The organism is Pseudomonas fluorescens (genome assembly GCF_000968015.1).
Taxonomy (GTDB): Bacteria; Pseudomonadota; Gammaproteobacteria; order Pseudomonadales; family Pseudomonadaceae; genus Aquipseudomonas; species Aquipseudomonas fluorescens_W.
In genome coordinates this window covers 1-21,476 of sequence record NZ_LACH01000077.1, presented here as the reverse complement: position 1 = coordinate 21,476, position 21,476 = coordinate 1, and the positions used below count along the sequence as shown (strand labels likewise).

Genomic DNA, 21,476 nt, shown 5'->3' with positions numbered 1-21,476 from the left:
TCAGGCGTTACCTGGCTCAGCGTCACCTGCTTCGGATTCGGTTGCGCTAGGCAGACGAATTGGACGAACCGGCACCACTGTAGAGATAGCGTGTTTGTAAACCATCTGGCTGACGGTGTTTTTCAGCAGGATAACGAACTGGTCGAAAGACTCGATCGTGCCTTGCAGCTTGATCCCGTTGACCAGGTAGATGGAAACCCCCACTTTCTCTTTACGTAAAGTATTCAAGTAAGGGTCTTGTAGCGAATGCCCTTTTGACATGTGCCGCACTCCTTTAAGGATTCAATATAAAAAATAGGTAAACAAATGGCTTGTGGCCGTCACACCCCCAAGGATAGACGGCAAATGCAAGGACTCAGCTCAATATGGAGATGGTCCCAAGGTATTTCAAGGCGCGCGGCAGATTGTCGCAATCGAGGCTGTCCAACCAGTGTAAATCAGCCCAACTGCGCAGCCAGGTGAACTGGCGCTTTGCCAATTGGCGCGTGGCAATGATTCCACGCTCCTGCATCTCGGCTTGCGTCAGCTTGCCATCCAGGTAGTCCCAGACTTGTCGGTAGCCTACTGCACGTATAGACGGCAACCCGGCATGCAGGTCACTCCGTTTACGCAGGGCTACGACCTCGTCAATGAATCCCTGTTCCAACATATTCGTGAATCTTTGTTTAATTCGCTCGTGCAATACCTGACGATTTGCCGGAGCAATGGCCAAGTTCGCGACAGTATAGGGCAATTGTTGCAGTCCCGAGGCGGCTGCTTCAGTACTTTGCGCAGATTGTTGCAGCCTTAGTGCAGTCATGCTCTGACCACTGACGCGATAAACTTCCAGCGCTCGACTGAGTCGCTGTGGATCGTTCGGATGAATGCGGGCGGCGGATTCCGGATCGATGACCGCCAGTTGATCGTGCAGGGCTTGCCAGCCAAGGCGTGCAGCTTCTTCTTCGATCTGTGCGCGGACGTCTGGATCTGCCGCCGGCATGTCTGCCAGACCTTCAACCAAAGCCTTGTAATAGAGCATTGTGCCGCCCACCAGCAGCGGAATTTTGCCCCGCGCGGTGATCTCGGCCATGGCCTGGAGGGCATCACGACGGAAATCGGCGGCCGAATAGCTCTCTGCCGGGTCGAGAATATCGATCAACCGGTGTGGAAATTCAGCCAGAAGTTCTTTTGAAGGCTTGGCGGTGCCGATGTCCATGCCACGGTAGACCAGCGCCGAATCGACGCTGATCAGCTCGCAAGGCAAGACTTTGGTGAGTTCGATGGCCAGGTCGGTCTTGCCGGCGGCGGTCGGTCCCATCAGGAAAATCGCAGGAGGGAGCTGGTTCATCAACGACCGCGCAAGAACAGTTTGTCCAGATCGTCCAGGCCCAGCTGGGTCCAGGTCGGTCGGCCATGGTTGCATTGACCGCTGCGTTCGGTGTTTTCCATGTCCCGCAGCAGACCGTTCATTTCCGGCAGGGCCAGGCGCCGATTCGCCCGAATCGCGCCATGGCAGGCCATGGTTCCGAGCAGCTCGTTCAGGTGCGCCTGAATCCGGTCGCTGGTGCCATATTCCATCAGATCCGCCAGTACGTCACTGACCAATCGATTGGCTTCAGCTTGCTTGAGCAAGGCTGGAATCTGCCGAATGGCCAGTGTTTCAGGACCAAGACGCTGCAGTTCAAAGCCCAGACGCTGGAACCACGCAACGTTTTCTTCGGCGCAATCGCCTTCGCGCTCGCTCACAGCCAAAGACTCCGGCACCAGCAGCGGCTGGCCACTCAGGCCTTCGCTGGCCATGGCGATTTTCAGCCGTTCGTACATGATCCGCTCGTGAGCGGCATGCATGTCCACCAGCACCAGGCCCTGGGCGTTTTCCGAAAGAATATAGATACCTTTGAGCTGCGCCAGTGCATAACCCAGCGGCGGAATATCATCCTGCCCGGCCGGCAGTGCGACCGCATTGGCTTCGGGCAACGGCGCAAAGAATTCGCGATAAGCTGCCTGGGCCTCAGCAACCGGCACACCCGATTGAGGCCGCGGCGAGTACTGATATTGATAACCGGCACCCGCGCCCGAGCCTGCCGGCGTATTGAACGATGGCTGGGCCTGAGGCTGTTCCAGCAAGGCATTGGCCGCCAGACGCATTTCGCCCTGTGGACCGAACTCGCCAGCATCAATGCCGGTGGGTCGAACGATGGCGGTCGCCACCGGCGCCGCCAGATGATCATCCGGTCGCACATCGCCCAAGGCGCGGTGCAGGGTGCCATAGAGGAAATCGTGGACCATGCGCCCGTCACGGAAGCGCACTTCGTGCTTGGTCGGGTGCACGTTGACGTCGACGCCCGCCGGATCGACTTCGAAAAACAGCACGAACGTCGGGTGCCGGCCGTTGAACAGCACGTCGCGATAGGCCTGGCGCACCGCGTGGGCCACCAGTTTGTCGCGTACGGCACGGCCGTTAACAAAGAAATACTGCAAGTCTGCCTGGCTGCGGTTGAACGTCGGCAAGCCGACCCAGCCCCACAAATGCAGGCCATTGCGCTCGATCTCGATCGGCAGAGCCTGCTCGAGGAAACCCGAACCGCAAATCGCCGCCACACGCCGGGCACGGGCCGCGTCGTCATGGGCTTCATGCAGGCTGAGGATGGTCTTGCCGTTGTGGCGCAGATGGAATGCCACGTCGAAGCGCGCCAACGCCAAACGCTTGATCACTTCTTGCAGGTGATCGAATTCGGTTTTTTCGGTTTTGAGAAACTTGCGTCGCGCCGGGGTGTTGAAGAACAGGTCACGCACTTCCACCGAAGTGCCCACCGGATGGGCCGCCGGCTGCACGCGAGGCGCCATGTCCCGGCCTTCGGTTTCGACCTGCCAGGCCTGATCAGCATCACGGGTGCGAGACGTCAGGGTCAGACGCGCCACGGAGCTGATCGAGGCAAGTGCTTCACCACGAAAGCCCAGACTCATGACCTGCTCGAGGTCCTCAAGATTGCGGATTTTGCTGGTGGCGTGACGCGCCAGGGCCAGCGGCAAGTCATCGGCAGAAATGCCGCTGCCATCGTCGCGCACCCGCAGTAGCTTGACGCCACCCTGCTCCACATCGACATCAATGCGCCTGGCGCCGGAGTCGAGGCTGTTTTCCAGCAACTCCTTGATCACCGAAGCCGGGCGCTCAACCACCTCACCGGCGGCAATCTGGTTCGCCAGTCGTGGGCTGAGCAGCTCGATCCGAGCCGTGTTGGTCAGCACCTGGTTCATTCTTTGGCCGCCAGTTCAGTGCCGGGAATGGTCAGGGTCTGACCGATTTTCAGCTCGTCACTCTGCAGGTTGTTGGCGCTGCGCAGGGTGGCCGGGGACACCTGATAACGCACGGCAATCATTGCCAACGTCTCGCCCGGGCTAACCCGATGATCACGTGGACCTTGAGCGATTTTGCCGGAATCACGCAGCCAGGCGATGTAGGTGCCCGGTGGCGGATTCTGCTGGAAGAACTGGCGAACACCGGCGCTGATCGAGCGTGCCAGCGCCTGCTGGTGGTTCGCTGCGGCAAGCTTGGACGCTTCGTTGGCGTTGGAGATGAAGCCGGTTTCCACCAGGATCGACGGAATGTCCGGCGATTTCAGCACCATGAACCCGGCCTGCTCCACCCGTTGTTTGTGCAACGGCGTGACCCGGCTGATGTTGCTCAAGACCTTTTGGCCAACGTCCAGGCTCGAAGTCAAGGAAGCGGTCATCGACAGGTCGAGCAGCACACCGGCCAGCATGCGGTCCTTGTCGTCGAGGCTGACGCTGCCAGCACCACCGATCAAGTCGGAACGGTTTTCACTGTCGGCCAGCCAACGGGCCGTTTCCGAGGTAGCGCCACGATCAGACAGGGCAAACACCGAGGCACCGAAAGCTGCGGCCGAAGGTGCGGCGTCGGCGTGGATCGAAACGAACAGGTCGGCACCCTTCTTGCGGGCGATTTCAGTACGACCGCGCAATGGAATGAAGTAGTCGCCGGTGCGGGTCAGTTCGGCGCGGAAGCCTTTCATGCCGTTGACCTGACGCTGCAGTTCGCGGGCGATGGCCAGCACCACGTCTTTTTCACGCTGACCGCGAGAGCCCGAGGCACCCGGGTCTTCGCCACCGTGACCGGCATCGATGACTACAACAATGTCGCGCTTGCCGGCCGGGGCTGGCGGCAGCTTCACCGCAGGCTCCACCGGAGTGACCGGTACCGGGGCGACCGTCGCGACGTTGGTCGGCGCTGGTATTGGCGCGGCATCGGCAGCGTTATCGAACAAGTCGACCACCAGGCGATTGCCGTACTGGGCGTTTGGCGCCAGGGTAAAACTTTTCGGCGTCACGGCTTTTTTCAGGTCGATGACCACCCGCAGGTCGGTCGGCGTACGTTGAGCCGAGCGCATGGCGGTGATTGGAGTGTTCGAGCTGTTGACGTTCAGTGGCGCCCCCAGAGTCGCGCCGTTGATGTCGATGACCAGCCGATCCGGGGCGGTCAGGGTAAAGACACTGTGCTGGACAGGTCCACTCAGATCGAACACCAGTCGTGTGTTGTCCGGAGCCCGCCACAGGCGAACGCTGTTGACCTTTGTCTCGGCCACAGCGTCGACGGTCACCGCCAAAAACAACAATCCTACGGCAGCTACCATCGCGCGAAAGCGCATACCTAACCCCATCATTTAATTGGTTTCCAATGCCAAAGCGGCACACCACGACTCGCCACGCGAGCCCTGGGACAAAATTTTCAGCGAACGCCCGCCATCTTGCGGGCTAATGGTAATGGTCAGGTCAGGCTTTGGCAAAAAGCCTGCACCCTTTTCTGGCCACTCGATCAGGCACAACGCGTCGTCTTCGAAGTAGTCGCGGATACCGAGGTACTCCAGTTCTTCAGGGTCGACCAAGCGATAGAGGTCGAAATGGAAGGCCCGGATGTCGCCAATCTCGTAGGGTTCAACCAGGGTGAAGGTCGGACTTTTTACCGCGCCCACATGCCCCAAGCCACGGATGATGCCCCGGGACAGCGTAGTTTTCCCCGCGCCCAGATCTCCCTCGAGAAAAATCAGACCGTGCCCTTCAGTGGTTTGTGCGATACGTGCGCCAAATGCGGTCATCGCCTCTTCATCAGCCAGGTACAGGGTTACTTCAGACACGGTGCTTGCTCCTCCAACAACTGACGAATGGCTGGAATCAGATCACTGGCCGCCAGCCCACGGCCCGATTTACCTTCTTGCGCGCCAGCATTGGCGTGCAGCCAGACGGCCAGGCAGGCAGCGTCGAACGCCTCCATGCCTTGCGCCAGCAACGCGCCGACCAGACCGGCCAGCACATCACCCAAACCGGCGGTGGCCATGGCCGGATGGCCCTGATGACACAACGCCAGGCGCCCATCGGGGCTGGCGATCAGGCTGCCGGCGCCTTTCAGCACCACGACAGCTGTATATTTTTTGCTCAATGCGTGAGCGGCAGCGGGACGGTCAGCCTGCACTTCGGCAGTGCTCATCCCCAACAAGCGCGCCGCTTCGCCCGGATGCGGCGTGATCACACAATCCTTGGGCAAGCTCACGTGCTCTGTGGCCAGCAGATTCAATGCGTCGGCGTCCCAGACTTGAGGCAGCTGCGCGTTGGCAGCCGCCGACAAAAGGCTGCGCCCCCAGGAAGCCTGACCCAAGCCTGGGCCGACAACCAGCACGGAAACCTTTTGCAGCAGTTCCATCAGTTGATTGGCCGACGAAGTCCCCAACACCATGGCTTCGGGAATTCTCGCCAGCGCGGCCGGAACATGTTCACTGCGCGTCGCCACGGACACCATGCCCGCACCGCTGCGCAGGGCACTTTGCGCGCTCAGCAGGATGGCGCCACCAAAGCCGCGATCACCGCCGATCAGCAATACATGGCCGAATTTGCCCTTATGGGAAGTTGGAGCCCGGCTCGCCAGACGCGGCAAGGAACTGGCCGTCAGGCGACGTGCACTGATGGCGACTCCGTTAAACGACTCGGGGGAAGCTTGCAGATCGTTGAACACCAACTCGCCGACCACGTCTGCAGCATCGCCGGCGAACAGACCCAGTTTCAGGCCGATGAACGTCACCGTCAGGTCAGCCTGCACCGCAGCGCCGAGTATTCGGCCGGTATCAGCGCACAGCCCCGAAGGGATATCCACTGCCGCTACCGGCAGCCCACTGGCATTGATCGCTGCGATGACGCCCGCGTAGGGCTCTCGCACTTCTCCCGTCAGGCCGGTGCCGAGCAAGGCATCCAGCACGATACCGCGCAACTCTGACTGTGCGCTCCAGGCTTGAACCGCGACACCTTCGGACACGGCCTCGGTATGGGCCAATGCCGCGTCACCCTGTAAACGCTGGGGATCACCGGCCGCCAGCACCCGCACATGCCAGCCCGCACGTCGAGCCAGTACAGCCACCAGATAACCGTCGCCGGCGTTATTGCCGTGGCCGGCCACGACACTCAATTCGTTCGCAGTCGGCCAATGACGGACCAACGCGCGCCAGGCCGCACGCGCCGCGCGCTGCATCAATTCGAAGCCCGGTGTGCCGGCCGCAATCAGGCCCGCATCGAGTGCTCGCACTTGCGCGGCGCTATACAGCGCGTCGGGTAAATCATCTTTAGTGTGCGGCATGCGTCTTCGGGCTCCGATGTCTGGCAGAATTATACGCACCTCAGCTCCGGTTTCTCTCGCCTCATGCCCGCAATTACTACAGACCTGCCCGCCCTCGCCCAATCCATCAAGGATTGGGGCCGCGAGCTGGGCTTTCAGCAAGTCGGCATCAGCGGCCTCGACCTGGCCGAGCATGAGCAGCACCTGGAACGCTGGCTCGCGGCCGGCTACCACGGCGAAATGGAGTACATGGGCGCCCACGGCAGTAAACGCTCACACCCGGAAGAGCTGGTGCCCGGCACGCTTCGGGTCGTTTCCCTACGCATGGACTACCTGCCGGGCGACACCGAAATGGCCAAACGTCTGGCACAACCGGAAAAAGCCTACGTCTCGCGTTATGCCTTGGGCCGCGATTACCACAAATTGATCCGCAAACGCGTGCAACAACTGGCCGATAAAATTCAGGCCGAAATCGGCCCGTTTGGTTTCCGCGCCTTCGTCGACAGCGCGCCGGTGCTGGAAAAAGCCATCGCCGAACAGGCCGGTCTTGGATGGATCGGTAAAAATACCCTGGTCTTGAATCGCAAAGCCGGCAGTTACTTCTTTCTCAGCGAACTGTTTGTCGACCTGCCGCTGCCGGTTGACCCGCCACACAGCACCGAACATTGCGGCCGCTGCACGGCATGCCTCGACATCTGCCCGACCAACGCCTTCGTCGGCCCTTATGTACTCGACGCCCGACGCTGCATTTCCTACCTGACCATCGAACTGAAAAGTGCGATCCCGGAAGATTTGCGGCCATTGATCGGCAATCGGGTGTTCGGTTGCGATGACTGCCAGATCGTCTGCCCGTGGAACCGCTTCGCCCGTCCGTCCGGCGAAAGCGACTTCAAGCCACGGCACAATCTGGACAACGCAGAGTTGGCAGAGCTGTTCATGTGGGATGAGGAGAAGTTTCTCAGCAGCACCGAAGGTTCGCCGTTACGCCGAGCGGGTTATGAGCGCTGGTTGAGAAACCTGGCGGTAGGCCTGGGGAACGCGCCATCAAGCATTCCGGTGCTGGAAGCGTTGAAGGCTCGGCGCGAACACCCTTCAGAACTGGTCCGCGAACACGTGGAATGGGCCCTGAAACAACACGGTCTGGCGTAGGAGCTGCCGAAGGCTGCGATCTTTTGATCTTAAAAATCAAAATCAAAAGATCGCAGCCTGCGGCAGCTCCTACAGGGACCGTGCGATGTCAGGCTTCGTCGTTATAAACGAACTTCGGCATTTCCCAGTGAAAACGGATTGCCAGCAATCGCAGCAGGAAGCCGCCGAACAGGGTGATCAAAATCGCCTGTTCACCGGGTAATTGCAGGTAGATGCAGAGCATGTAGCACCACGCTGCAGCGAACGAGACGCTGGCGTAGAGTTCGCGGCGGAAGATCAGCGGGATGTCGTTGCAGAAGATGTCGCGCAGGATGCCGCCGAACACCCCGGTGATCACACCGCTGACGGACGCCACGAGCATGCCGTGGCCCATTTCCAGCGCGGTCATGCAGCCGATCAGGGTGAACGCCACCAGGCCCACGGCGTCAAGCACCAGAAACAGCGAGCGCAGGTGGCGCATCCAGCGTGCAGCGAACACCGTGAACATCGCCGCCACCGAGGTTAGCACCAGGTATTCCGGGTGCTTGACCCACGTCAACGGGTAGTGACCGAGCAGCACGTCACGCACCGAACCCCCACCCAAAGCCGTGACGCAGGCAATCAGCACCACGCCAAACCAGTCCATCCCGCGACGACCGGCAGACAGGGCACCGGTCATGGCTTCGGCGGTAATGGCGATCAGGTAAAGCATCAGCAACATAGCGGCGGTCCTTGCAGGAAGGCGCGCAGTCTACTCACTTCACCGAAGCCCCAAAAGAGGGCGCCCGAGAATCCAGCCAATCATCACGGGTGACTGTACTGGCCCCATCGCGAGCAAGCTCGCTCCCACAGGATTGCGAGATCCCTGTGGGAGCGAGCTTGGTCCGGGCGGCGATCCGACGATGGGGCCGGTACAGACTCCGGTGGATCAGAACTTGATGAAATGCTTGCGGTAGTGCTGCAGCTCGGCGATCGATTCGCGGATGTCATCAAGGGCCAGGTGAGTGCTGCCCTTTTTGAAGCTGTCGCGCACGTCCGGCGCCCAGCGCGCGGCCAACTCTTTAAGGGTCGAGACGTCGAGGTTGCGGTAGTGGAAGAAGCTTTCCAGGGATTTCATGTGGGTATAAAGGAAGCGGCGATCCTGGCAGATGCTGTTGCCACAGATCGGCGACTTGCCCTTCGGCACCCATTGTTCCAGGAAGGCGATGGTCTGGGCTTCGGCTTCGGCCATGCTGATGCGGCTGTCGCGCACCCGCTGGGTCAGGCCCGAGCCGCCGTGTTGACGGGTATTCCACTCGTCCATGCCGGCGAGAATTTCGTCGCTGTGATGGATGGCGATCACCGGACCTTCGGCCAAGGTGTTCAGGTCACTGTCGGTGACGATGGTGGCCATCTCGATGATGACGTCGGTATCAGGGTTCAGACCGGTCATTTCCAGGTCGATCCAGATCAGATTCTGCGGGTTTTGCATGTGTCGGCTCCTAGGCAATGCTGCGCAGTTTAGCCTAGGCAACTGGCCGGGCGTGCTAAACTCGCGGCCGTTTTACCTAATCGCTGCATTCTTCATACGGAACACCCATGGCCAAACGCCAACTCAATCGTCGTCAAAACTGGCGCATCGAAAAGATTCAGGGCGAACGCGCTGCCCGCGCCGCCAAACGCGAGTCCTCGGCTGTCGAGGCACTTGAGGGTGGCGATCTGGGCCCGGAACAGACCGGCCTGGTGATCGCGCACTTCGGTGTGCAGGTCGAAGTCGAAGCCCTTGATGGCGATCTGGCTGGCCAGGTGTTCCGCTGTCACTTGCGCGCCAACCTGCCGGCGCTGGTGACCGGCGATCAGGTGGTCTGGCGTGCCGGCAACCAGGGTATCGGCGTGATCGTGGCGCAACTGCCGCGCAAAACCGAACTCTGCCGCCCGGACAGTCGTGGTCAGCTCAAGCCTGTCGCGGCTAACGTCGACATGATCGTCATCGTCTTCGCGCCGCTGCCCGAGCCTCACGCCAACTTGATCGACCGCTACCTGGTCGCCGCTGAGCACGCAGGGATTCGTCCGTTGCTGTTGCTCAACAAGTTCGACCTGATCGACGAGCAGAACGCCCCGGCGTTGAATGCCTTGCTGGCGGTTTACCGCACGCTGGGTTACCCGGTGCTGGAAGTCTCGGCGCACCACGGCAACGGCATGGAGCAACTTCAAAAACAACTGGACGGGCGCATCAGCGTGTTCGTCGGTCAGTCCGGCGTCGGCAAGTCTTCGTTGGTCAACAGCCTGTTGCCTGAAGTCGAAGCCCGTGTCGGCCCGCTGTCCGAGTTGTCCGGCCAGGGCACTCACACCACCACTACCGCGCGGTTGTTCCACTTCCCCGGTGGCGGTGAGTTGATCGACTCCCCGGGTATCCGCGAATTCGGCCTGGGCCACGTCAGCCGTGCCGACGTCGAAGCCGGCTTCATCGAGTTCAACGACTTGATCGGCACCTGCCGCTTCCGCGACTGCAAGCACGACCGCGAGCCGGGTTGCGCCCTGCTCAAGGCCCTGGAAGAAGGCCGCGTGCAGCAACAACGGATGAACAGCTACCGCTCGATCATCGCCAGCCTGCCGGAAACCAGCTATTAAGTAGCCTCCCGCAGAGACAAAAAAGCCGCGATCATCTCGCGGCTTTTTTATGGGTCACTGCTTGGGTGGTTCAGCCGGCTTGGCTGGCTCACCCGGTTTCGGCGCCGGGTTGTCGAAGAGGTTCAAGCGCTCCCGAAGCTCATGTGCCGGCAACGGTTCTTTATCCGCCGGTAAAGCGTTCGGATCGACGGGCACTTCGCCTGGACCACCCTCCCCTTGCGTCGGCGTTGGTTCTGGAGCCGGCTCCGTACCTTGCGAACCTTCGATGGCACGCTGGGCTTTCTTGGTCAGCACCACGATGTCGATACGGCGATTGATCGGATTGAACGGGTGCTCGCGATCGAACAACGCCGACGAGGCATAACCGACGACGCGCGCCACCTGTGCATCCGGATAGCTGCCAGCGATCAGCGCACGACGTGCCGCGTTGGCACGGTTGGCCGAGAGCTCCCAGTTACCAAAATCACCCGTGCCCGTGTACGGCTTGGCATCGGTGTGGCCGCTGATGCTGATCTTGTTCGGCACCGCTTTGATGGTGTCAGCCATGGCCAGCAGGATGTCTTCGAAGTACGGCTTCAGACGTGCACTGCCGGAGTCGAACATCGGCCGGTTTTCGGCGTCCACGATCTGGATGCGCAAACCGTCCGGCGTGATTTCGAAACTGATCTGGTCTTTGAATTTCTTCAGCTGCGGGTTCTCTTCGACCTTGGTCTGCAGTTCTTGCAGCAACAGCTCGAGACGCTCCTTCTCGACCTGCTCGGCCATGCCTTCAACCTGCTCGGCGTCGACGGTCACTTTGTCCGGCTGCGGCTGGGATTTCACCTCGGGGTTGAGGGTGTTCTCCGGCGCCAGGGTCGGCGAGCCGCCCAGGTCAATGATGTACGGCGTGCCGCTTTCGGAAAAGCCGACCGGGTCCTTGAAGTAACCGGCGATGGCGATCTTCTGTTCAGGTGTTGCGGTGGACAGCAGCCACAGCACCAGGAAGAACGCCATCATCGCCGTCGCGAAGTCCGCGAAGGCGATTTTCCAGGCGCCCCCGTGATGCCCGCCGGCGATGCGCTTGACGCGCTTGATGATTATCGGCTGGTTATTTTCCATACAGAGTGCTCTGTCTCACAAATACTGTTCCTTTTTGACGGTGCCTGTTGTCGCCATACGGCGTTGCCGCTCCTCGCCATAGCGAGCTATGACTCGTCGCGGCGCCTTGTCTGGCAACAACAGTCACTCGCCAAAAAAGGAACGTATTTGTGAAACAGAGCACTATCGACCGCGAACCGCTTGTTCCAGCTCAGCGAAGCTAGGACGGTGCGCCGGGTACAGAACCTTGCGACCGAACTCTACCGCCAGCGATGGCGGCATGCCGGAAGCGGAAGCGACCAGCGAGGCCTTGATGGCTTCGTAGACGTTCAGTTCTTCCTTGGCATCGTGGGCCAGGGAATGGGCCAGCGGACCGAAGAAACCGTACGCCGCGAGAATACCGAAGAAGGTACCGACGAGTGCCGCACCGACGTGCAGGCCGATGGACTTCTGATCGCCTTCACCCAGGGAAGCCATGGTCACCACGATACCGAGTACCGCCGCGACGATACCGAAACCGGGCATGGCGTCGGCAATACCGTTCACCGCGTGGGACGGGTGTTCGAGGTCTTCCTTGAGGCTGTAAAGCTCCATGTCGAACAGGCCTTCAAGCTCATGGGGAGCCATGTTGCCGGAGGACATGATGCGCAGGTAATCGCAGATGAACGCGGTCATGCGTTCGTCTTTGAGCACAGTCGGGTACTTGGCGAAAATCGGGCTTGCTGCGGCGTCTTCGATGTCGCCTTCGATGGCCATCATGCCTTCGCGGCGGCTCTTGTTGAGGATCTCGTAGATCAGGCCCAGCACTTCCAGATAGAACGTGTGGTTGAAACGCGAAGTGAACATGCCCAAGGATTTCTTGAGCACATGCATGGTCATGTAACCGGGGTTGGCCTGCAGAAATGCACCGAGTGCAGCACCACCGATAATCATCACCTCGAAGGGCTGAATCAGGGCGGCAATTTTGCCGTGGGAAAGCACGTATCCGCCGAGCACGCTCGCGAATACGACGATGATGCCGATTAATTTAGCCATAGGTAGGAGAGCACTTACTGAGTCGGGTTCAAGGTCATATTCGGAAGTTAAAAAATCTCTTCTTCTACTTATCGGCAAAACTGCGCCAGACTATAGCCAGTTCAGGCGAAAAGCCAATTTGGCCCGCTCCGGGCATAGGTAATGCAGACGATGATCGCGTCCAACCATGGCTAACGAAACGAACGTTCCAACTCCAAAACCGACCACTCTCGAAGGCTGGATCAAGCTTCTCGATGGGGTGCGCCTGCCAGTTCCGCAAGCCAGTCATGACCGCGTCTGCAAGGCCATCGTCAACAGTCGCAGTTCCCTGCGCGATATCGCCGAACTGATACAGGACAGCCCCGCGCTGGCCTTGAGCGTGATTCGCGAAGCCAATCGCCACACCCACGGCAGCATGACCGAGCCTGCGGAGAACCTTGAGATGGCGATCAATCGCCTCGGTTTGAAGCGCACCGAAGAACTGCTCGCCCGGTTGCCTGTCCAGCCGCAATCGGAGATCCCGATCGCCCTGCGTCAGTTGCAGCTGATCAGCCAGCACGCGACCCAGCAGGCCAACGGTTTTTTCGCCAGTCGCCTGGCGCGGCTGTGGCAGGACATCCACTGGGGCAGCCTGCTGTTTCTCTCGCCGCTCTGGCCGATGGCGTTGACCCATCCGCAGTTGCTCGAAGAGTGGGAGCTGCGGGTCATCCACAAAGGCGAGTCGGCGCGCAAAGTCGAAAAGCAGTTGTTCGGCGCGCGCCTGCTGGAAATCTGCCTGGCGCTCGCGGACATCTGGCGCCTGCCGATCTGGGTGCAGCAAGGTTATCGGCTGCTGCTCAACGAGCAACGTGAGCTGGTGAAAGTGCTGCGCATCGCGCGCGACAGCGATCATCCATTGCGCCAGCAGAACCGCCTCGACGACGATCCGACCCTGCGCCGCTGGCTCAATCAACCGGCCAATACGGTGCTGCTGGCCAACGGTCTGGCGCTGTCGGCGCAACAGGCCTGGGACAGTCCGCACAGTGAACGCTGGCAGTACTTGACCAGTCTTTACCTGCAAATGCCGATGGACGAAGTGCAACAGCAGTTGCACCAACAGGCCGCCAACAGCGCCCGCCATCACGCTATGCCGGACCTCTGGCACCCGGCCGTTGCACTGATCTGGCCGTGGGGTATGAACCGCGTTCACGCTGGATTGCTGCCAGCCCCGGCACCGACGGCCGAAGACCTGGCGAAATGGCGCAGACAGTGTGCCGAGTTGCTGGTCGAGCCCAGCCGCTTCACCAATGCCATGCACTTGACCACCTCTGCCCGGGACGCGTTGGTCGCATGCGGCATGCGTCGGGTGATGATCCTGATGGCCGACCGCACTCACGCCAATCTGCGGGTGCACCAGACGGCCGGGCTGCCAAAAGAAGTGGCCGGCCTGAACTTCGTTGTCAGCCAGAGCACCGTGCTGCAACGCCTGCTCTCGCAGCAGGCTCAGGTACGCCTGACGCCGTCCAACAACGCACAATTTTCCGCCCTGTTACCGGCCAGCCTGCGCTCACAATTTGGCGGCGAACACTTGCTGCTGCGTTCACTGGTCAATAATGGTCGGGTGATCATGATTGTGGTGGCGGATCAGGGCGGTGGGCCGTTCTCTGAAATCACTGTGCAAGCCTTCGGCAAAACTGCGCAGTGCATCGAAAAGGCACTGCACAGCTTTAGCCACCGCGGCCAATGACGCTGCGCTACAATCCTCCCCTTTGTGTTCTGGAGACCTCACATGTCTGACTTCTCTGGCTTGCCGCTGGTGATCGAGCCGAGCGACTTGCTCCCTCGTCTCGACGCCCGCGAACTGATTCTGGTGGACCTGACCAGCAGCGCCCGCTATGCCGAAGGGCATATCCCCGGTGCGCGTTTTGTCGATCCGAAACGCACCCAGCTCGGTCACGCGCCTGCGCCGGGACTGATGCCGCCGCAAGCGGCGCTCGAAGCGTTGTTCGGCGAGCTGGGACACAACCCCGATGCGGTCTACGTGGTCTATGACGACGAAGGCGGCGGTTGGGCCGGGCGCTTTATCTGGCTGCTGGATGTCATCGGCCACAGCAAGTACCACTATGTCGACGGCGGCCTGAAAGCCTGGCTGGCAGAAGGCTTGCCCATGTCGATCCAGATCCCGGCAGCGGTCGGCGGCCCGGTTGCGTTGACCTTGCACGACGAACCCACCGCCACCCGCGAGTACCTGCAAAGCCGTCTCGGTGCCGCCGACCTGGCGATCTGGGACGCACGCGGGCCGCTGGAGTACTCCGGCGAGAAAGTCCTGGCGGCCAAGGCCGGGCACATTCCCGGCGCGGTCAATTTCGAATGGACCGCGGGCATGGATCCGGCGCGCAACCTGCGTATCCGCACCGACATGCCGCAGATCCTGGAAAAACTCGGGATCAGCAAAGACAAAGAAGTAATTACCCACTGCCAGACTCACCATCGATCTGGCTTCACCTATCTGGTGGCCAAATCCCTCGGTTATCCGCGGGTCAAAGGCTACGCCGGTTCCTGGGGCGAATGGGGCAACCACCCCGATACGCCCGTAGAGATTTAAGGTTTTTAAGGACAGTTAATGAATAAGCGTTTGTTTATCCTCAGCCAATACCTGCTGCCCCATCACCTGCTGTCGCGACTGGCCGGCTGCATTGCCGAATGTCGCGTGCGCTGGTTCAAGAACGCCTTCACCGCCTGGTTCGCCAAGCGTTATCAGGTGGACATGTCGCAGGCTCTGGTCGAAGACCTGACTGCCTATGAGCACTTCAATGCGTTCTTCACTCGCGCCTTGAAGGACGGCGCTCGCCCGCTGGACCAGACCCCAGGCGCAATCCTCAGCCCGGCCGACGGCGCGGTCAGCCAACTTGGCCCGATCGAACACGGTCGCGTGTTCCAGGCCAAGGGTCACAGCTTCAGCGTGCTGGAATTGCTGGGCGGCGACGCTGCCAACGCAGCGCCGTTCATGGGCGGTGATTTCGCGACTATTTATCTGTCGCCGAAGGACTACCACCGCGTGCACATGCCGTTGGCCGGCACCCTGCGCGAGATGGTCTATATCCCGGGCCGGATCTTCTCGGTCAACCAGACCACCGCCGAAAACGTTCCTGAATTGTTCGCCCGCAACGAGCGTGTGGCGTGCATTTTCGACACCGAGCGCGGGCCGATGGCCGTGGTGTTGGTGGGCGCGATGATCGTTGCGTCGATCGAAACCGTCTGGGCCGGGTTGGTCACGCCGCCGAAACGCGAGCTGAAAACCTTCCGCTACGACGAAGCTGCCCGTGCGCCGATCCATTTGGAGAAAGGTGCAGAACTGGGTCGCTTCAAGCTGGGTTCGACCGCTGTCGTGCTGTTCGGGCCTGATCAAGTGAAGTGGGCTGAAGAGCTGGCGGCCGGTTCGCCGGTGCAGATGGGCCAGGGCATGGGCCTGGCAAAAGCCTGATCACTGATCCGAACCCGCGAACGTCTTCGCGGGGTCGGACATTTCGGTGGTGCCGTTACTCTATCTGTCCACGAAAGCCGATCGGCCCTTCGTTGGCGTAGGTATTGGTGCCACTGAGGTTTTTCCCTCCATCACTGGAGGTCACGCTCAACGCCACAACGTTCTGATTATCCCGACCTCCGATGACCCATTTGCCACCCGGATGCCAGGGGGCATCGTTGCCGCCCCACTGATTTTCAACGTTGTACTGGTTCTGGCCCGTGCGCTGAGCCTTGAAGCCAATGGGACCTTCACCCGCATACGTCATGGTGCCGGTGAAACTCTTCCCGCCATCGCCCGATTTGATATCGATCGCGACAACTTTCTGGTTGTCCCGCGCGCCTAGCGTCCAGTCTCCGCCCGGATGCCAGGGTGCCGAACTACCGCCCCATTGATTTGCCACTACATATCTAGACATAAACTTCATCTCCTTGAAGTTACAAAGAGACCTGCCCTGCGTAGGCAGCAGGCCGTACGACTGTCAGATTAGTAGTACGCCCGGAGGGCACTCGACTGACAGACAAACGGTAGAAACCCATAGCTGTTACAGTGAGGTCATTCACTGCCCATTTCCCGGTTGGAGTTTTTCCACGGCATGAATGAGACCAGTCCCCACCTGTTGCTTCGCGCCCCGATCCCGACGCTGTTGCGCCTGTCGTTCTGTGACCCCACCCCGCGTGATCTCAAGCGCTGGATCGCCAACCTGCCCAAAGCCAATATCGGCGAAACCGCTCGCCAGCTCTATCAAGGCTTGAGCGAACTCAACCAGCTGCTCACGCCCAGCGACAATCGCCTGCAATTGCTCGAACTGCTGCGCCCCGAGGTGTATTACGTCTGCAAACACCTTGAGCGGCACTTCCTTCATCAGTCGATTGTCCTCGACGAGCGTTCGCGCAAGATCGCCAACCTCTGTCAGGCGCTGCAGAGTCATTTGGCCATTGGCTATAAACAGATTGTCGTGCGCATCACGCCACGCTTCAGCAAAGACCGTGCGCCACTGCTGGCCCAGGCACTGCAACGGGCGATCCATTGCCTGAACGGGCCGCTGATTCGCTCTACCGAACTGTATTGTCCGGTGCCGGAAGGCCTGTGGCTGGAGCTGCATCAGCTCTACCGGATCGCCTGCGCGCACCGGCTCCAGCACACGAGCCTGCGCGATGAGCTGGCCAACCAGAGGCAAAACCTGAGCATCGAACAGACTTACGTGGTCGCCCTGCTGTTGGGCGCCTCACGCTGCAACCAACTGCGCCAGAACCAGATTGCCCGGGTGGCCGAGGTGCTGGAGCCCTGGAGCCACTGGATCAAGCTGCAACCCGGCAAACCAGCCTCCGGGCTGTTTGCCGTCTCGCCAGACCTCGACACTGGACCGCGTTACCGCACCAAGTTCCGGGCCGAGCAGCAAGAGAGCTTATTGGGGATTGATCCGCAGGGGTTGGTCGAGGCAATTGAAGCTCATTTGCAAAAAACCGACAGTTCATCGCCACTGCCCGTGCCGGCAGGGTTAAACCTGGATACGTTGCAACACCTTCATGCCGCCTGGGGCCAGACGGCCGAGCGCGGTTTCCAGCGCACCGTCGGCCAAGGCACGTTGACCCTGTGCATAGGCATGAGCGCGCTGCACTTTTATCTGGGTGGGCAACGCTCATTCAGCGACATCCTGAAAAACCACGGCGCCCAGCCTGCACAATTTTCGGTAACGTCAGTGACCGGCCGGGAAAAGGACCAATGGCACCAGGCCTTCGACGCCGCCCCCCAAGGCAATCCAGACGCTCTATTGCCCTACGAAGAGATCGAATACCCGCACCTTCAGAATGACGACAGCCACGAAGCATCCGACCGCAATCAGCACTTTCCGACCCATGTCCTGTCAGTGGTCAATCACAGCCCCGGCGGTTACTGCCTGGCCTGGCCTGGCGCAGTGCCTGCCGAATTACAGGCGGGTGAGATGATCGGTATCGAGGACTCTGCCGGTCAGGGTTGGAGCATCGCGGTGGTGCGCTGGATCCGCCAGGTGCGCGGCGGTGGCACGCAAATGGGCGTCGAACAGGTTGCACCCTTCGCCGAACCTTGCGGCCTGCAATTGGTACGCACCCGTGATGACCACAGCCAATACCTTCGCGGTCTGTTGCTGCCGCAAATCAGCGCCATCGACGTGCCGGCCACTCTAATCGCACCGCGCCTGCCCTTTCACGAGGGCAACAAAGTCATGATCAATACCCACGGCGAGGAACGCCGGGTCGGGCTGGAGCGGCGGGTGGCGAGCACCAACAGCTTTAATCAGTTCGCCTACCGTCCACTGGAGACCGCCAGAAACGACAACGCCGCGGTGAGCGGCGTTGAGGAGGATTTTAATTTGTTGTGGAAGTCGTTGTGAGTCTGTGAAACCGCAGCGCGCCCATCGCGAGCAAGCTCGCTCCCACACTTGATCTGCTGTGAACACACCATTTGTGAACACCAGAGATCCAATGTGGGAGCGAGCTTGCTCGCGATGGCGCCAGATCAGGCAATAAAGAACTCAGAGCTGCCCGTCGCGATCCCGGAAGCCCAGCAGATACAGCACGCCATCCAGCCCAAGGGTGGAAATCGCCTGCTTCGCCGACTGCTTCACCAGCGGCTTGGCACGGAACGCCACGCCCAACCCGGCAATCGCCAGCATTGGCAAATCGTTGGCGCCGTCGCCGACCGCAATGGTCTGCTCCAGACGCAAACCTTCCTTGTGCGCCAGCTCCTTCAGCAAGTCCGCCTTGCGTTGCGCATCAACAATCGGCTCGACCGCCACGCCGGTGACCTTGCCGTCGACCACTTCCAGTTCATTGGCAAACACATAGTCGATACCTAACTTGGCCTGCAATTGCTTGGCGAAGTAGGTAAAGCCGCCCGACAGGATCGCGGTTTTGTAGCCCAGACGCTTGAGTTCGGCGAACAGGGTTTCGGCACCTTCGGTCAGGCGCAGGGAGGCGCCGATGGAATCCAGTACGCTGACATCCAGCCCTTTCAACAAGGCCAGGCGCTCCTTGAAGCTGGCGCGGAAGTCCAATTCGCCGGCCATCGCCCGCTCGGTGATCGCAGACACCTGATCGCCCACACCGGCAGCCTTGGCCAGTTCGTCGATCACTTCGGCTTCGATCAGCGTCGAGTCCATGTCGAACACCGCCAGACGACGGTTACGACGGAACAGAGAATCTTCCTGGAAGGCGATGTCGACGTTCAGTTCCTGCGCGACGCTGAGGAATTCGGCCCGTAGCGCTTGCGGATCAGCCGCTTCACCACGAACGGAAAACTCGATGCAGCCCTTGCCCTGATCGGCCGGGGTGTCCAGCGGCATGCGCCCGGACAGACGATCGATGTGGTCGATGTTCAAGCCATACTTGGCGGTGATCGAACTCACGGCCTGCAATTGCCCGGCGGTCACTTTGCGGGTCAGCAGGGTCACGATGTGGCGTTTCTTGCCCTGATTGCCAACCCACTGCTGGTAATCCTCTTCGGACACCGGCGTGAAACGCACCTGCTGATCGAGCTTGTACGCCGTGAACAGGATGTCCTTGAGCACCGACTTGCCTTGCTCGGTGTCAGGAATTTCAACCAGGATGCCGAACGACAAGGTGTCGTGGATCACCGCCTGACCAATGTCAAGAATGTTCACACCACCCTGGGCCAGAACGCCGGTAATGGCCGCAGTCAGACCCGGACGGTCGACTCCCGTGATGTTTATCAGGACGATTTCGCGCAAGGCGCACCCCCGCAGGTGGAAAAAAACCGCATTCTACCCACTTTCAGTGACCATCGGGCACCGTGAGCGCTTTGACGGTCTAGGGCCTGTCGCTATACTGCGCGTCAACTTCACGGACAAAAGAGCCGAGCTCAAGTGAACCGGCCCACGCCAGTAAAAACCGATAACTTCTTTCTGCTGATCTTCCGTGCACTGCGCCACCGCCGTGTACCGATTGCATTGCGCATCGCCAGCCATAACGTGATCCTGGTCGCTCTGGCCCTGGTGATCTATGCCTGTGTGATGGGTTTGCAGTTCAAGCAGGCCATGCACGAGCAGGCGGATGCCCTGGGCGAAAGCCTGACCACCCAGACTGCCACGTCCGCCACGGAGCTGTTGGTGTCCAACGACATCCTCAGCCTCAACGTGCTGCTCAACAACCTGACCAAAAACAAGCTGGTGGCTCACGCTGCCATCTACAGCGTGGATAATCGCATCCTCGCCGAAGCCGGTCAGCGCCCCAAGCATAGCCTGCTCGGCGAAGCCCAAGGCATGTACCAGAGCAAGATCACTTTCCAGGATGTGACTGCCGGGCAACTGCGCATCAGCCTGGACATGGATCAGTTCCAGCAGCCGATGACCATCAGCCTGCAAAGCATGGGCATTTTGAGCGCGATTCTGCTGGCGCTGTCCCTGGCCTTGAGCCTGCGCCTGGGTCGGCACATCTCCACGCCGTTGCTGCAATTGCGGGTGTGGCTGCGCCATATCGACGAGTACACCCCGGCCACCGAGCGTCAGGATGAGATCGGCGACCTGGCTCGCCAGCTGCACGCCGACTTCGCGCCGGAGCCCGCCGAGCCGGAACCCGCTCCCGAGCCTGAATACGACGAAAGCGACTACGAAGACGCGGACGATAACGAGCCAACCTTCGAAGTGCGCAATTTGCGTGACCCGAGTTTCGATGAATCCAAGCCTGTGGCTGGCCTCAAACCTGCGCCACGGCGCAGTGTCAGCACCGTTGAAGACGATGATGACGACGATGCATTTGCCGACCTGATTGATGAATCAGCGTCGACCGCGCCGAAACCGGTAGCCAAACCGCAACCATCGAACGTGCCGCAGCACAGCGCGGTGCTGGCCGTGCAACTGGGCGCTCAGGATCAACTGCGTCGTCTGCCCCGCACACGTCTGGAAGAACTGCTCAAACGCTATCGCGACTGCCTCGATCAGGCCGCCTCGCTCTACCAGAGCGAGCTGCACACCCTGAACGATGGCAGCACGCTGATGCTGTTCCACACCGAAGACAGCGGCGACGACTACCTGACCAACGCCATCTGCTGCGGTGAATTGTTGCGAGCTCTGGGCCATCAGTTGCAGATCGAAGTCGCTGACAGCGGCATCACCCTGCAATTGCAGTTGGGCCTGACACTGGGTGACGAGCTGTTCGGCCTCAGCCAGATTGATCTGCTGCTGACCGAAACCGCTCAGGATGCGCTGGCCCTGTCGCAACACAGCCGCAACCTGTTGCTGGTGGAGCGCAAGATCGGTGACGACGCGTTGATCCGCCAGCGTGCGCGAATCCGACCGATCGCAAGCCCGGAAGGCGCTTGTTGCGTAGAGCGACTGATGGAGCCTTATCCGTCGATGCTCGAGCGGCAACTGGCGCGGATGCATGAGCGCCGGGCGTAAATCTTAGAAGCTACAACCGAGCCCGCAGATGATCACTCGTCTGCGGGCTTTTTGTTGCCTGCTCTGGCCTCATCGCGAGCAAGCTCGCGATGAGGCCAGGACAGACAGCAGAGATCTCTGAACTGCAGAAATCGGCATAGGGGACGGCC

19 protein-coding genes are annotated in these 21,476 nt (G+C 60.4%); 7 read left to right on the top strand and 12 right to left on the bottom strand.

What is annotated here, in order from left to right:
• From hfq to VD17_RS29065, 6 genes are all read right to left on the bottom strand, one after another.
• Positions 1-261, bottom strand: coding sequence for an RNA chaperone Hfq (gene hfq, locus VD17_RS29090; protein WP_007902656.1), 261 nt, complete (start codon positions 259-261; stop codon positions 1-3).
• A 94-nt stretch (positions 262-355) separates the two neighbouring features.
• Positions 356-1,327 carry a tRNA (adenosine(37)-N6)-dimethylallyltransferase MiaA gene (miaA, locus tag VD17_RS29085; RefSeq protein ID WP_046056853.1) on the bottom strand — a complete coding sequence of 324 codons (972 nt, stop codon included), beginning with the start codon at positions 1,325-1,327 and terminating at the stop codon, positions 356-358.
• A complete protein-coding gene (mutL, locus tag VD17_RS29080) occupies positions 1,327-3,237 on the bottom strand; it encodes a DNA mismatch repair endonuclease MutL (RefSeq protein WP_046056852.1) in 1,911 nt (636 codons plus the stop codon). The genes miaA and mutL overlap by 1 nt, the downstream gene beginning before the upstream one ends.
• A complete protein-coding gene (locus VD17_RS29075) occupies positions 3,234-4,661 on the bottom strand; it encodes an N-acetylmuramoyl-L-alanine amidase (RefSeq protein ID WP_046056851.1) in 1,428 nt (475 codons plus the stop codon). Before VD17_RS29075 ends, mutL begins: the two co-directional genes overlap by 4 nt.
• Positions 4,662-5,132, bottom strand: a complete 471-nt coding sequence (gene tsaE, locus VD17_RS29070) for a tRNA (adenosine(37)-N6)-threonylcarbamoyltransferase complex ATPase subunit type 1 TsaE (RefSeq protein WP_046045717.1) — start codon at positions 5,130-5,132, stop codon at positions 4,662-4,664. It lies immediately after the preceding gene.
• On the bottom strand, positions 5,120-6,619 hold the full coding sequence (locus VD17_RS29065; RefSeq protein WP_046056850.1) for a bifunctional ADP-dependent NAD(P)H-hydrate dehydratase/NAD(P)H-hydrate epimerase: 1,500 nt from the start codon (positions 6,617-6,619) through the stop codon (positions 5,120-5,122). The genes tsaE and VD17_RS29065 overlap by 13 nt, the downstream gene beginning before the upstream one ends.
• Positions 6,620-6,682: 63 nt before the next feature.
• On the opposite strand from VD17_RS29065, the gene queG reads away from it, so the two are divergent.
• Positions 6,683-7,747, top strand: coding sequence for a tRNA epoxyqueuosine(34) reductase QueG (gene queG, locus VD17_RS29060; RefSeq protein WP_046056849.1), 1,065 nt, complete (start codon positions 6,683-6,685; stop codon positions 7,745-7,747).
• Between the two features lie 88 nt (positions 7,748-7,835).
• Here the strand turns inward: queG and VD17_RS29055 are convergent, their stop codons facing one another.
• Positions 7,836-8,447, bottom strand: coding sequence for a trimeric intracellular cation channel family protein (locus VD17_RS29055; RefSeq protein WP_008153267.1), 612 nt, complete (start codon positions 8,445-8,447; stop codon positions 7,836-7,838).
• 207 nt (positions 8,448-8,654) lie between these two features.
• The gene (orn, locus tag VD17_RS29050) at positions 8,655-9,197 is read right to left on the bottom strand and encodes an oligoribonuclease (protein ID WP_046056848.1); all 543 of its coding nucleotides are present in this window, start codon (positions 9,195-9,197) and stop codon (positions 8,655-8,657) included.
• A 107-nt stretch (positions 9,198-9,304) separates the two neighbouring features.
• Between orn and rsgA the strand changes: the two genes are divergently transcribed.
• Positions 9,305-10,336 carry a small ribosomal subunit biogenesis GTPase RsgA gene (gene rsgA, locus VD17_RS29045; protein ID WP_046056847.1) on the top strand — a complete coding sequence of 344 codons (1,032 nt, stop codon included), beginning with the start codon at positions 9,305-9,307 and terminating at the stop codon, positions 10,334-10,336.
• A gap of 54 nt (positions 10,337-10,390) precedes the next feature.
• On the opposite strand, the gene motB is transcribed toward rsgA, so the two are convergent.
• Together motB and motA are read right to left on the bottom strand one after the other, a co-directional pair.
• Entirely contained in the window at positions 10,391-11,434 is a 1,044-nt protein-coding gene (motB, locus tag VD17_RS29040) for a flagellar motor protein MotB (protein WP_046056846.1), read from the bottom strand.
• A 162-nt stretch (positions 11,435-11,596) separates the two neighbouring features.
• Entirely contained in the window at positions 11,597-12,448 is an 852-nt protein-coding gene (gene motA, locus VD17_RS29035) for a flagellar motor stator protein MotA (protein WP_046056845.1), read from the bottom strand.
• A gap of 166 nt (positions 12,449-12,614) precedes the next feature.
• Between motA and VD17_RS29030 the strand changes: the two genes are divergently transcribed.
• Genes VD17_RS29030 through asd form a run of 3 tightly spaced genes read left to right on the top strand, consistent with a single transcriptional unit; the run spans position 12,615 to position 15,890 of the window.
• Entirely contained in the window at positions 12,615-14,153 is a 1,539-nt protein-coding gene (locus VD17_RS29030; RefSeq protein WP_046056844.1) for an HDOD domain-containing protein, read from the top strand.
• A 42-nt stretch (positions 14,154-14,195) separates the two neighbouring features.
• Positions 14,196-15,011 carry a thiosulfate sulfurtransferase gene (gene rhdA / locus VD17_RS29025; protein WP_046056843.1) on the top strand — a complete coding sequence of 272 codons (816 nt, stop codon included), beginning with the start codon at positions 14,196-14,198 and terminating at the stop codon, positions 15,009-15,011.
• An 18-nt stretch (positions 15,012-15,029) separates the two neighbouring features.
• On the top strand, positions 15,030-15,890 hold the full coding sequence (gene asd / locus VD17_RS29020) for an archaetidylserine decarboxylase (RefSeq protein ID WP_046056842.1): 861 nt from the start codon (positions 15,030-15,032) through the stop codon (positions 15,888-15,890).
• Positions 15,891-15,945: 55 nt separating this feature from the next.
• Here the strand turns inward: asd and VD17_RS29015 are convergent, their stop codons facing one another.
• Positions 15,946-16,347 carry a lectin OAA family protein gene (locus tag VD17_RS29015; protein WP_046056863.1) on the bottom strand — a complete coding sequence of 134 codons (402 nt, stop codon included), beginning with the start codon at positions 16,345-16,347 and terminating at the stop codon, positions 15,946-15,948.
• 177 nt (positions 16,348-16,524) lie between these two features.
• On the opposite strand from VD17_RS29015, the gene VD17_RS29010 reads away from it, so the two are divergent.
• On the top strand, positions 16,525-18,303 hold the full coding sequence (locus VD17_RS29010) for a molecular chaperone (protein WP_046056841.1): 1,779 nt from the start codon (positions 16,525-16,527) through the stop codon (positions 18,301-18,303).
• 141 nt (positions 18,304-18,444) lie between these two features.
• Here VD17_RS29010 and serB read toward each other — a convergent pair whose 3' ends face one another.
• On the bottom strand, positions 18,445-19,659 hold the full coding sequence (gene serB, locus VD17_RS29005) for a phosphoserine phosphatase SerB (protein ID WP_008153333.1): 1,215 nt from the start codon (positions 19,657-19,659) through the stop codon (positions 18,445-18,447).
• Positions 19,660-19,794: 135 nt separating this feature from the next.
• Between serB and VD17_RS29000 the strand changes: the two genes are divergently transcribed.
• The gene (locus VD17_RS29000; RefSeq protein WP_046056840.1) at positions 19,795-21,327 is read left to right on the top strand and encodes an AhpA/YtjB family protein; all 1,533 of its coding nucleotides are present in this window, start codon (positions 19,795-19,797) and stop codon (positions 21,325-21,327) included.
• Positions 21,328-21,476: the final 149 nt, after the last annotated feature.